The organism is Okeania sp. SIO3B5, from assembly GCF_010692555.1.
Classification (GTDB): domain Bacteria; phylum Cyanobacteriota; class Cyanobacteriia; order Cyanobacteriales; family Microcoleaceae; genus Okeania.
The window spans coordinates 19,839-33,343 of record NZ_JAAHHG010000063.1; the positions used below are offsets into that span (position 1 = coordinate 19,839).

The window sequence follows — 13,505 nt, forward strand, 5'->3', positions numbered from 1 at the left end:
CGGAATTGAATATAAGGAAATCAGGATTTACGCAAAGGCACTATTTATAGGGTTAAAGTACTATTGTTCAATAGTTTTGAGCGCTATATATAGCGTATATGCGTAAGTCCTAACCAATATCAGTCAATGCTTTAAATTTTAATCAGCAAACCCTAACTATTAATTGTTAATTATTAATTATTAATTATTCGGTACCAATATCAGTCAATGCTTTAAATTTTAATCAGCAAACCCTAACTATTGATTATTAATTATTAATCATTAATTATTGATTATTAATTGCTAATTATTGATTATTAATTGCTAATTATTAACTATTCGGTACCAATATCAGTCAATGCTTTAAATTTTAATCAGCAAACCCTAACTATTAATTATTAATTATTAATTATTAATTATTAATTATTCGGTAAGTTTTTTACTCGGAATTTGATGAAGGAAAAAAGTAATTGAGATGATTTGCATAATATAAACACCTACCAAGATACAAGTTTATATACTACTTTTAATGATACGCTCTTGAAGTGCGGAATGTGGGTTATATGTCAATGCTTTTAGATTTAATCAGCAAACCCTACAGCGGTTTTCATATGAATAAACCACAATCTTCAAACCAACCCACGGCATCGTCTTCAGTAATTTGAGCGTACGCGCTTACTAATAACTCGATCCAATTGTTCTGAAGTTCGAGCTTCATAAGAACGGAGGAAATTCTTAAATTTTGACCAGCATAATTCTATAGGTGACAAATCTGGAGAGTAAGCTGGTAAGAATATTAATTTGGCTCCTGCTGAGTTAATTAATTCTTCAATTCTTTGCCCTTTATGGATACTTAAATTATCCATCAAAACAATTGCTTAAGCTCCATAATTGAGGTACTAAAATTTGTTCAATATATACTTCAAATATTTTTTTATTTGTACTGCCAATTACCGTCATTGATGCAATTAAACCATCTAGACTTAATGCTCCTAATACACTTGTATTGCGACCTCGATTTATCGGAGCATTTGTGACTAATCTTTCTCCTATTTTTCCTCTACCATAAAGACGATTCATACCTAAATTTACCCCTGATTCATCAACAAATACGCTTATTATGTATATCTATTAAATCTAACCATTTTCGATACTCGTAGCGTTTTTCCTTAACATCTTCTCTCTCCTGTTCCGAAGCACAAATACTTTTTTTTTCTACTTATGTTGAGTTTTTTCAAAGTTCGATACATTGTTGATATACTAACTTTTACTCCTGTCTTACTTTTTAAATACTGACATAACTCACAAAGTAAAATATCTGGTTTTTGTTGAATTTTCTGCTGAATTAAAAAATCAAAATTATTCTCAATTTTAGTTTTTGGCCCTCCTCCATGTTGTTTTGGATTCACAGTACCTGTGTTTCGATAATGCCGTTCTGAAATTACGGACAAAAGTCAAACTAACTTGAAATCTTTGTGCTATTTGACGTTGAGAACCTTCTTGATTTTGATAGGCTCTAATCACAGGTCGGCCTAAATTTTGTGAATATGGTCTGGCCATTTTTTGGGTTTAGCGTTCGCGGAGCGTGGTGTCAGCCGTATCGCTCTAGATAACTATTTTGTCTTTAGTCACATTTTACACTTTTGTGGTTCACTCATATGAAAAGCGCTGTAAATAAAAGAAGTTATTTCGACTGGAAGAATGAGTCAGAATCAATTATTGGTATTCAGATCCTCCACTAATTGAGTATCAGCAAATCATCAAGTTTGGTGGGGGTCTTAAACCAATTTATTCATTCCCACAGTTTTACAGAATCCAATTCTGACTGCTTATTCCTGAATTCTGACTCTGAATTCTTCCTTCATAAATTATGGAATTAATTGTTGAATTCGTGCCAAAGGAATTTCCACGAATTTAGGACGATAAGTAAGTTCATAATCAAGTTCATAAACTACTTTTTCTAAGAGATAAACATCTAAAAGTACCTGTATTTCTTCTTCAGTTTTAGGTAAGAATGAACCTGACATTGTATTGTTGAGGTAAGCTTTTAAAAAGGATATGCTTACCCAGCTATACCAAAATGTAGACCATTGTTCCATGACAAGTAAATTTTCAGGACGAATTATCCCATTTTTAATTTCTTCCTGGAGAGCAACGTTAGCTGCATAATAGAATGACTCTAACATTATTGCTATATCTCGAAGTAAGGTACGCTTCATGCGACGTTCATTTAAAGGTCGAACACCTTCTCCTTCAAAGTTAACAACTACAAAGTCTTTACCTGTAAATAAAACGTTTTCTAAATGATAGTCTCCATGGCAACGAGTACGCATTGCGGTAATTTTTCGTTCTACGACAGAACCTAAATGTTTCATAATTTGGTCCTGACGATTAATCACACTTTTTGCTAATTGTTGTTTATCTTGTGAAAATCCTGATAAGTGTTTTTTCAGCTTTAATAAAATTCTTCCTGTCTGGTTTCTCATGTACTGATAAACTGACCTTTGATAAAAAGGTGTAAACTGTTCCGGAGCAAAATTTGGATTCTCTAAATCAGAGGCTAGGGCATGATGAATATTTCCTGTAACTTTGCCTAAGTTTTCAGCGAAACTTATATAAGAACCAATCAAATCGGAGACTTCTTCTGTGATTTCAATATTTAAGGCATTATTAACAGTAATCTGAGGAATTTCTAACTCATTTACAGAGCTTTGTTCTACCATTATTCTCTCAAAATAATCCCTCAAAATATCAGAGGTATAAGACCAACAATCCATTGCTTCAGGAATAAATTGTTCTAATATACCAATAGTTATTAAGTTAGTTTCTTGTTGGTGATATTCTAGATATCCTGCTATTTGAGCAATATTCCCGGTAATTTCTGAATTTTCAGACCTAGCTTTTTCTGTCAAGAAATTGCCAACTTCTAAATCTGGATTAATACCAACTTCTAGTTTTCGCAATAATTTAAGTATTAATGATGTACCGAAATTAATCAGAGTTTTATCATGTCTTTCAGAGGAAATATGAGGATTAATATTCCCTGTGGTTGTCTGCATTATCTCTGCTAATACATCAGTGGATTTTCCTTGAATCAAACCACTATTGCCGCGATATTTTTGTTTTTTGTTGATGGCATTCAACGGCAGATTTAGAAAATCTCGGTCTCCCAGTACATCAAATAAAATTCCAGGCTTTTCTTGCTCTTGTATTTGTAACTCTGCAACAATCTGTTCCCGAGAAATTTGAGGAGTTTTTTCTGTGGGAATTAAATAACTTAAAGCAATCAAATATGTTTCTGTAGGCCCCTCTGTATAATTAAATTCTAAAAATATTAAAGCAGCTTCTTTTTGTTGATAATTAATAGGAATAACTTCTGTGATTTCTGTAGATTGAATCACCTTATTTTTACCTCCAAACCAAGGGAAGCTACTCAAATAATTAGGTAAAATTGACTCTAATCTACTCTTGATTTCTGCTTGAGAAAATATATCCTTCCAATTACCCGCTACAGTCAAAACAGGAAGTTTACTCAGAGGTTTTGGAGTCTCAATATAAGTTTGTTGTGGTTGTAAAGTCAACCAGTAAAAAGCATAAGGACTTAGACTAAAAAAGTATGGATGTTCTTTGATAGCTGGAAACTTAGTCCGACCAAAAATTTCCACAGGAACCATACCATTAAAAGCTGATAAATCTAACTCTACTATTTGCACGAAACGAGAGAGATTAGCTACTACTAAAATATGCTGACCAGAATATGTACGAGTAAAAGCCAAGACCTTCCTATTTTCGGGGTGCAACAGTTCAAAGGAACCACGTCCAAAAGCTTGAAAACGTTCCCTCGTAGAAATCAAACGCTTCATCCACCACCACAAAGAATTAGAATTAGCCTGTTGAGCCTCTACATTAATTGTTTCGTAATGGTATTCAGGGTCAACAATAACAGGAGCATATAACTTTTGTGGATTTGTACGACTAAAACCTGCATTCCGGTCCGCAGTCCATTGCATCGGAGTCCGCACACCATTACGATCGCCCAAATAAATATTATCTCCCATTCCTATTTCATCGCCGTAATATAAAACGGGAGTACCAGGTAAAGACAACAATAAACTATTAAGCAACTCTATTTGCCGACGGTCATTTCCCAATAGAGGCGATAAACGGCGACGAATACCCAAGTTAATTCTAGCCTGTGGGTCTTGAGCATAAGCTTTATACATATAATCTCGGTCTTCATCGCTCACCATTTCCAGGGTCAACTCATCATGGTTACGCAAAAACAAAGCCCATTGACAGTTATTGGGTATGGAAGGGGTTTGTTTGAGAATATCAGAGATTGGAAAATTATCCTCCATCCGCAAAGCCATAAACAAACGAGGCATTAAAGGGAAATGGAAGTTCATATGACACTCATCTCCGCTGCCATAATATTTAGCTGCATCTTCAGGCCATTGATTAGCCTCTGCTAATAACATTCGATTAGGATATTTAGTATCAATGTGCGCCCGTAACTTTTTGAGAAAGGTGTGTGTTTCTGGCAGGTTTTCGCAGTTAGTACCTTCTTCAACGCAAAGATAGGGAACTGCATCAAGGCGCATTCCATCAACTCCCATGCTCAACCAAAAGTCTGCCAATTCTAAAACTGCCTCTTGTACCGCAGGGTTTTCGTAGTTGAGGTCTGGTTGATGATAAAAAAAGCGATGCCAATAGTAAGCTTGAGCTACAGAGTCCCATGCCCAGTTAGAATTTTCAAAGTCTTGGAAAATAATCCGAACTTCCGGGAATTTATCAGCACTATCACTCCAAACATAAAAATCTCTTTCTACACTACCTTTAGGAGCGCGACGTGCTCTTTGGAACCAAGGGTGTTTGTCGGAAGTATGGTTAACGACAAGTTCGATAATGACCCGAATACCTCTGTCGTGGGCAGCATCTAGAAGTTGTTGAAAATCTTCTATGTTGCCGTAGATGGAGTTAATACTTCTATAGTCAGCAATGTCATAACCATCATCTCTGAGGGGAGAGGGGAAAAATGGTAGAGTCCAAATTGCTGTTACTCCCAGGTCTTGCAAATAGTCTAGTTTTTCTGTAAGTCCCCGGAGGTCTCCAATACCGTCACCGTTACTATCAGCGAAGGCTCGAACTGGTACTTCATAAATTATGGCGTCTTTGAACCAAAGTGGGTCGTTTTTCAGCATGGGGTTATTTCAGTTATCAGTTATCAGTTATCAGTTATCAGTTATCAGTACCTCTGGCGCTCACCCAGAGGGTTGAAATAATCAACTTTTATCTTTTCATCCCCTATTCAAGGGGAGGCTTTGGACCTCTTTTTTTTGGTAAGGCTTTTTCTTTCTATAGTTGAAGATTCCAGGTAATTATAGCTGAAGTCAGAAGTCAAATAGGGTGATGGGGAGTTTGGAAAAGGTGGGGATATCGGCGTATTTTTCTCTCATTGTGTATAGAGCAATAGTGAAATTTTCCAATTACTTTTTCGATTCTTGATTAACTAATAATTTTTCTGTGACTAGAGGAAATTTCCGGTAGAAAAGATAGTCAAATATTTTCTGGGATGTAGAAATCAACTGTCAGTTTCCTTGCTCTCTAGGTTTGATGTTCTACTGTTGCGTATGTCGCAATAGTGAAATTTGACAATTATTTTTTCGATTCTTGATTTACTAATAATTTTTCTGTGACTAGAGGAAATTTCCGGTAGAAAAGATAGTCAAATATTTTCTGAGATGTAGAAATCAACTGTCAGTTTCCTTGCTCTCTAGGTTTGATGTTCTACTGTTGCGTATGTCGCAATAGCCAGATTTTACAATTAATTTTTTGATTCTTGATTTAGAAACAATTTTTTGTGACTAGAGAAAGTTTCGGGTAGAGAGATTAGAGTCAAATATTCTCTGGGATGTATAAATCAACTCTGAGTTACCTTGCTTTCTAGGCTTAATTTCTACTGTTGCGTATGTCGCAATAGTCATTTTTACAATTAACTTTTCGATTCTTGATTTACTAATAATTTTTCTGTGACTAGAGGAAATTCCGGTTAGAGAGACAGTCAAATATTTTCTGGCAGTGAAAATCAACTCTGAGTTACCTTGCTCTCTAGGCTTAATTTCTACTGTTGTGTATGTCGCAATAGTGAAATTTTACAATTAACTTTTCGATTCTTGATTTACTAATAATTTTTCTGTGACTAGAGGAAATTCCGGTTAGAGAGACAGTCAAATTCTTACTTTTGACTTTTGACTTTTGACTTTTGACTTCACCAAAGACTTCAGTGAAACGGTAGGGGTATTGTTACAATATTTAACAACCTTTATAAAAAAAATCTAAAATTTTATGAATCTGGAAACAATATCATCTGCTACCCAAAAAGAATATTTGAATTCACATACTAAGAAATTAGACACATTAGAAATAGAGGCAATGCCAGTGACAAATATAGATATGGTTAAGTCTCCAGATTATTCAGAACCAGAAGAAAGTAATGCTCTACGCTATGATCCAGAAGCAATTACAGCCTTATACAGTAAACGCCCTTTGCCAGTATGGAAAAGGCGCATCAGTGTTTTATGGACTTTTTTATCATTTGCTTTTAGCTTGTGGTTGGACAAAATTACAGGTAATGCCACTAAAAATGAACCAAAACGGGCAATTAGGTTAAGAGAAATTTTGACAAATCTTGGTCCTGCTTTTATTAAGGTGGGACAAGCACTATCTACTCGACCAGATTTAGCTTCTCCCACATATTTAGAAGAGTTGACTAAATTACAAGACCAATTACCCCCTTTTCCTAATGAATTAGCCTATCGTTTTATAGAAGAAGAATTAGGTTTCCCTCCAGAAGAAATTTATGCAGAATTAACACCTAATCCCATTGCAGCAGCTTCCCTTGGGCAAGTTTATAAAGGCAAACTTAAAACAGGCGAACAAGTAGCAGTAAAAGTACAACGTCCTGGTTTAGCCGAAAATATTGCTTTAGACATCTATATATTAAGAACACTAGCTATTTGGGCACATAAAAGTATTAAGCGACTCCGCAGTGACTTAGTAGCTATTATGGATGAGTTTGGGAATCGAATATTTGAGGAAATGGACTACACTCAAGAGGGTCGTAATGCGGAAAAGTTTAATCAACTCTACGGTCATCTTAAAGATATTTATGTTCCTAAAATTTATTGGCAATATACGGGTCGTCGTGTATTAACAATGGAGTGGATAACGGGTACTAAATTAACTAACTTGGAAGCGGTAAAAGCCAAAAATATTGATGCCAAATATCTGATAGAAATTGGTGTGCAATGTTCTTTGAGACAGTTATTAGAACATGGTTTTTTTCATGCCGATCCTCATCCTGGTAATTTATTAGCTAGCCCAGAAGGTAAATTGGTTTATCTAGATTTTGGCATGATGAGTGAGGTTAAACCTTATCAGCGATATGGTTTATTAGAAGCAGTTGTACATTTGGTAAATCGTGATTTTGAAGCTTTAGCTCAAGATTATATTAAGCTGGAATTTTTGAAACCTGAAACTGATGTAACTCCGATTATTCCTGCTTTAGCTGGTGTGTTTAATAATGCTCTTGGTGCTAGTGTGGCAGAACTTAATTTTAAGAGTATTACAGACCAGTTATCAGCTTTAATGTATGAGTATCCATTTACAGTGCCTGCTTATTATGCTTTGATTATTCGTTCTTTGGTAACTCTGGAAGGTATTGCTATTAATGTAGATCCTAATTTTAAGGTGTTGAGTAAAGCTTATCCTTATGTGGCGAAACGTTTACTAACTGACCCTGCTCCTGAGTTAAGAACTTCTCTGAAAGATTTACTTTTTAAAGATGGTGATTTTCGCTGGAATAGATTGGAAAATCTATTAAGAAATGCTAGTAATAGTGATGATTATGATATTAGCAAGGTATTAGACCAAGCTCTAGATTTCTTATTGTCTGAACGTGGTGATTTTATTCGGGTGCGTTTAGTTGAAGAATTGATTAATAGTCTTGACTTAGCATCTAGAAATACTTTGTCTAATGTGAGAAATAGAGTGGGTGAATTTTTGGGTATGAAAGAACAAAAACCGACCAAAATTACATCTACAAATTCTCCAGAAGAAAAAAGAGCAGAGCATATTAAACGTATTTGGGAAATTATTCAAAATACTCCTGGTTTTGATGCTATGCAGTTGGCGCAGTTAGTACCAAATTTGTTGGTTAAACCAGAAATGCAAAAGATGGGGCAAGAAGTGGCAAGTGGTTTGACTCAACGGGCGATCGCTCGTTTAATTCGTCAAGTATTATTATCTCCAGAGCATTCTAATGGTAATGGTAATGGTGATCAACCAGATACTAAACCTCAACTTTCTTTGCCTATTCCAAGGTAAGTTGATTAATTATTTAATAGTTAATTATTATTAGTTGTTAGTAGGAAAAGTTTTTACTGGCAACTAATTTTTTTATCAAAAAATGGAGACTTGATTGAGCAATAATACGAATTTGATAAGTGTTTGTTACAAATAGTAGAAGTAAGAAAGAAGAAAGAAGAAAGAAGGAAGAAGGAAGAAGAAGGAAATATTTAAAAAAAGGTAAAAATGATATAAATAACTATCTAAAATCCACGATATTCACTATTTTTAAGAATATCTGATAGAGAGGCACTTTTCATAGTATTCTTTTTTAAAATTGAATTGGTATAATACCAAATTTAATTTAATTAGGGCTTACTGATTAACTGTCAAATCCTTTATCTGTCAATACTTGATAATTTTTAGAGTTAAAAAAAGGTGCAATCTTTTCGGTATAAAAAGCTAAAAAAGTTAGAGTTTTGAGTAGATAAGGATAGAAAAATAAAGGGATATTTCTTCATCCTAAATCCTCTAAATTATGAATTATGAATTATAAATTATAAATCCTGAATTATATCCTCAACTATAAAACTTTTTTAGCAAACCCTAATTAGGGCTTGCCGATTAAATCTAAAAGTCTTTAGATACAAAGGTTTTAGCCTTTTTAAGTATCAAAAAGTGCGAGGTTTTATACCAAGCGTGATAAATGTTTGCTACAAATAGCTAGAGTATTTATTAGAATCCAGCAATTCTGCAATCCAGAATTCGTATGGGGATATATTTAGTACCATTTTTGATGTTTTAAATTATCTTTTTCGTTAAATAGACTTTATTTGAAAGTTTATTTATGATTTTTATTATTCGTAACATTCTTTTTTCAAAATGGTATTAGGTGGTAATGGTTCAAAAATGAGTGGATTTTGGTCAAGAGTTGAGCAGAAAAATCAAGGGACGATTCTTCCTATTATCTCCTCTATAGTTCCCATTTCTCCTGTCTTCCCCTCCCCTCCACCGGAGGGGCTAGGGGTGGGTTGGGAGGGGGAGGGGCGAGGGGTGGGTTGTCTTCTGTCTCCTACCCCAGCAAAAAGACTTTCCATACGCAAACCCTAATTAGTATCTTTCTAAAGAGGGGAAGGCAAAAGGCAAAAGGCAGAAGGATTAAAAAAGAGTTGGAAAAAGTATCTTTTCATAACTGGAATTAGTATAAAATTTAAACTCCACTATACAGTAGATAAATTATATTATCGGGAATTCAACAAAGGAAAAATGAACATTTATCAAAAATCATTCAAGCTAATTTTAGCGGGAAATACAAACATTGCTGCAATGATTAACGCTATTATTGGAGCTACCCTTCAAGCACGAAGTGATACTAAAAATAGTGATTTAACTTTTCGTCAAGTACACATTTTTCATTCTGAGCAATCATTACAAGCTTTGACAACTTCAGTAGATTGGCAAGAAGCTCTAAATAACTATAAAATTTCTTCAACAAGTTTAGTTCATCATGTCACAAAAATAGAAGATTCTAATGTTGATAGATTTAGGGATCTTGTAGAGCAACTACGAACAATTGTTAACCCTCTTGATAATCCACAAAACTATATTGACTTGACAGGTGGTATTTCATCTCTTAAGTCTATACTTGCTGTTTTTGCTTATGTACTTGATATAGAAAATATTTATTCGTTGGAAATTGATTTTTCTAAAGATTCAGGTACTAGAAAAAAGCAAGCTAGTCTTTTTTACCATGATTTAGAACAAGCAGGTGTAAGTATAAAATATCGCAAATTTCCTCCGATAAGGGAGTTTGATAATTTCGGAAAATTAAACTACACAGAAGTTTTACGCCATCGCTCAAATATTAACGATCTTGTAAATTGCCTAACAAATTTATTACCTTCTGGAGTTGATATTGAACATTTAAGAGAATCACTGTTATCTGGAGTAAATTCTCGTCTAATTGGCGAAGTAACTGAAGAAAGCTATAGTTATCGTCATTCTATTTTTTCTTCCTCTGCTGGAGTTGAAGAAGTCGCAAATATCATCTTAACTATTATAAAAAGTGCTGATTTGGAGAACAAAACACTAGGAAAAAAGTTAGATGAAGTGCGGAATATTTTTTCTCAAAATCCAAAATACTTCGTTAATACTGAAACATTAGAATATATCACTAGACTAATCACCTCTGTAAGAAATGATATTGCTCATCCTTCTTCAGAAAATAGTTATTTAAAGGATATAGTAGCTATTCAATCTCCCTTGTCTTCTCAGTTAGCATTTGCATTTCTACAATTTACAACTAAAACACTGAGTTCTTTTCTAGATAAAAAGTTTCAACTTGTAAATGTTAAAATTCTAGAAACTCCAACAGATAAAAATCAGACAATTTTTTATTTTGGGTTTGATGGTGATTTTACAGGTGACTATTTAAAAATGGCGTTTGAACAATCAAATGAAGATGAAGTAAGAGAGCGAAGTCATATAGTACATGAAGTTATTGGAGAGTTGAAAAAGTTAATCTACAAAACAACAAAAGATAACAAAAGTGTACTTTTTGCAGAAGGAGATAATATTCTATTTAAAGCACCTTATCAGGTAAGTTTACTAAACGATTTACAGAGAATTTACAAAGAGAGAACTGGATTAACTGGCACTATAGGATATGTTCAACAACTAATAATTAATAATTAATAATTAATAATTAATAATTACTTCTTCTTTTCAAGGAGAGGATTGATTCAAAGGAAAATTTTTTCTTGTTTCTCCTTTAAAGGAGAGGCTTTAAACCTTAATTATTCGGTAAAAAATTATCTGAAGTTGCTTGAGCAATGCGTCTAGCTAAAGCTCAAGGTGGAGGTAGCATTATGGGTATAGCTTTAAAGAATTAGAAATAGAGAATTAGCAAAAATTAATTACAGCCTAAAGTTTTCTAATTAATCTAATTTAAAGACTGTATTCTAATTCAATTTTTTGATATTTTTATCTAGGGCTTGCTGATTAAATCTAAAAGCATTGACATATAAATATTTTAGCCTTTTTGGGGCCTTTAAAAAGTACCTGATTTTCAGCTCTTCACGCTCAAAAAGTTAGTATTTTAGGTGCATAGTTGAGCAGAAAAATTCAGGGACAATTCTTACTCCTAACTTCCTCTAAATTCCCTTTTCTCCTGTCTCCTGTCTCCTGTCTCCTACCCCAGCAAAAAGACTTTCCATAAGCAAACCCTATCTAACTATTTCCTATATAACAATCCTAAATAGGTTGTGAAAAATTTAATTGTAGTTAATAGCCATTAGACATTTCTAAAAAAAGATAAAGATATAGACTTTTTGCAAGAGTAGGGAACAGGGAACAGAGAATAGGGAATAGGGAATAAATTTTCAATCCAAAGATAGGAAAAATGGTTTTGTAAGTGACTTTTAGTTCTATTGATAACTGTTCAATAAAGAGCAAGTTTATTTTCTGTAGATATCTATTAAAAATTCTTTATATTCTGACTCGCTGACTCCAGCAATTCTTACTTCTAAGCAACACTAAAATATTACAAATGAAATTAGGATGACTATATAACTATGGTAAAACAACAAACCTCTAAAAAACGCGCTGAAGCTCTAGATGCTCTACGAGGATTTGCTATTTTAATGATGGTACTATCAGGCATAATTCCTCGTGATGGAACATTACCTGCTTGGATGTATCATGCTCAAACACCACCACCAACTTATGTATTTAATCCTAATATTCCTGGATTAACTTGGGTAGATATTGTTTTTCCAATTTTCTTATTTTCCATGGGAGCATCTATTCCCCTAGCTTTATCTCGATTAATAAATAAAGGATGGCGATACATTTCAATATTTTTATTCATATTGAGAAGAGGTTTTTTATTAGGTACATTTGCTATAGTTATTCAACATTTTCGACCACACATTATTAATAATGCAGAGGAAATTCCGGAAAAGTGGAAATTGGCTTTATTGGGATTTTTAATCCTATTTTTAATGTTCAGTCGTTTGCCAAAATTTATCCCAAAATTTATCAATGAATTAATTACTGTAGTTGGTTGGTTTTTATGTGTTTTAGTTCTCAGTCGATTAACATATCCAGATGGTAGTAACTTTTCATTAGAACGTAGCGATATTATTCTCATAGTTTTAACTAATATGGCTGTTTTTGGTTCGATAATTTGGTTATTTACTAAATCTAATTGGTGGTTACGTTTAGGATTATTGGGAATATTATTAGGTCTCAGATTTTCTGCTACTGATGATGGATGGGTAAAAGATTTTTGGTTTAACTCTCCTTTGCCTTGGATTTTTAGATTTGATTATTTGAAGTATTTATTTATTGTTATTCCGGGTACTATTGGCGGAGATTTAATTTTAAAATGGATGAGAAATAATGAAGGTAGCGATCGCGATTCAATATTAGAAAAATGGCCAGCTAGTCGTTTTTTAATTATTGCAGTATTAATGATAACTATTGACTTGGTATTATTGATTGGATTACAGTCTAGGCTAGTTTTAGAAACAACTTTAATCAGCGGAGTTTTATGTGCTTCCGGTTGGTTATTATTCCGGCAACCAAGTAATCAGATAGAAAATTTACTCAATAAACTTTATAGTTGGGGAGTTTATTGGCTAACATTAGGATTAGCTTTTGAACCTTTTCAAGGTGGAATTAAAAAAGATAGTGCTACCCTAAGTTACTTTTTCATTACGACAGGAATGTCTATTTTTTTGTTAATTCTATTCACTGTTGTTCGGGATTATTTTCAGCAAAAAAGTATTCTCAAATTATTTATCTATAATGGTCAAAATCCAATGATAGCTTATGTGGTTTTTGGTAATTTACTTTTACCTATCTTGAAATTAACTGGATGGTATGAAGAAATTGCACAAATGACTCAAACAACAAGGTTAGGATTATTAAAGGGATTTATTTATACATTAATAGTGGCATTAATTGTAAGTATTTTTAGTAAATTAAAACTTTTTTGGAGGACTTAAAAGAAGAAGGAGTCAGGAGTCAGGAGTCAGGAGTCAGAATTTAGGAGAAAATCATAGCTGCCGTGATTGAGTCAACAATCAAGTAAGTAGGGCTTGCTGAAAAAGTCTGTTAGTGAAGGAAGGGAACAGGGAAAACTTAACTGGGAACAGTTTAAACTATCTGCTACGGTC

General features: G+C 33.5%; 7 protein-coding genes. 3 read left to right on the forward strand and 4 right to left on the reverse strand.

The window, feature by feature from the left end:
• Positions 1-632: 632 nt before the first annotated feature.
• From F6K54_RS11505 to treS, 4 genes are all read right to left on the reverse strand, one after another.
• Positions 633-845 (reverse strand): transposase, encoded by a 213-nt coding sequence (locus F6K54_RS11505; RefSeq protein WP_293077546.1) that lies wholly within the window; start codon positions 843-845, stop codon positions 633-635.
• Positions 838-1,107 (reverse strand): transposase, encoded by a 270-nt coding sequence (locus F6K54_RS11510; RefSeq protein WP_366558110.1) that lies wholly within the window; start codon positions 1,105-1,107, stop codon positions 838-840. The genes F6K54_RS11505 and F6K54_RS11510 overlap by 8 nt, the downstream gene beginning before the upstream one ends.
• 41 nt (positions 1,108-1,148) lie before the next feature.
• Positions 1,149-1,388, reverse strand: a complete 240-nt coding sequence (locus F6K54_RS11515; protein WP_293077548.1) for a winged helix-turn-helix domain-containing protein — start codon at positions 1,386-1,388, stop codon at positions 1,149-1,151.
• Between the two features lie 459 nt (positions 1,389-1,847).
• Entirely contained in the window at positions 1,848-5,180 is a 3,333-nt protein-coding gene (treS, locus tag F6K54_RS11520) for a maltose alpha-D-glucosyltransferase (RefSeq protein ID WP_293077550.1), read from the reverse strand.
• 1,144 nt (positions 5,181-6,324) lie between these two features.
• Between treS and F6K54_RS11525 the strand changes: the two genes are divergently transcribed.
• The 3 genes from F6K54_RS11525 (at position 6,325) to F6K54_RS11535 (ending at position 13,334) form a co-directional block, all read left to right on the forward strand.
• Positions 6,325-8,364, forward strand: a complete 2,040-nt coding sequence (locus tag F6K54_RS11525; protein WP_293077551.1) for an AarF/ABC1/UbiB kinase family protein — start codon at positions 6,325-6,327, stop codon at positions 8,362-8,364.
• 1,227 nt (positions 8,365-9,591) lie between these two features.
• Positions 9,592-11,019, forward strand: a complete 1,428-nt coding sequence (locus tag F6K54_RS11530; RefSeq protein WP_293077553.1) for a hypothetical protein — start codon at positions 9,592-9,594, stop codon at positions 11,017-11,019.
• Between the two features lie 878 nt (positions 11,020-11,897).
• Positions 11,898-13,334 (forward strand): DUF5009 domain-containing protein, encoded by a 1,437-nt coding sequence (locus F6K54_RS11535; RefSeq protein ID WP_293077554.1) that lies wholly within the window; start codon positions 11,898-11,900, stop codon positions 13,332-13,334.
• The last annotated feature ends 171 nt before the right edge of the window (positions 13,335-13,505 follow it).

Coding starts and splice junctions, on each gene's coding strand:
- F6K54_RS11505 (WP_293077546.1), bottom strand. CDS start 845: ATGGATAATTTAAGTATCCATAAAGGGCAAAGAATTGAAGAATTAATT.
- F6K54_RS11525 (WP_293077551.1), top strand. CDS start 6,325: ATGAATCTGGAAACAATATCATCTGCTACCCAAAAAGAATATTTGAAT.
- treS (WP_293077550.1), bottom strand. CDS start 5,180: ATGCTGAAAAACGACCCACTTTGGTTCAAAGACGCCATAATTTATGAA.
- F6K54_RS11535 (WP_293077554.1), top strand. CDS start 11,898: ATGGTAAAACAACAAACCTCTAAAAAACGCGCTGAAGCTCTAGATGCT.
- F6K54_RS11530 (WP_293077553.1), top strand. CDS start 9,592: ATGAACATTTATCAAAAATCATTCAAGCTAATTTTAGCGGGAAATACA.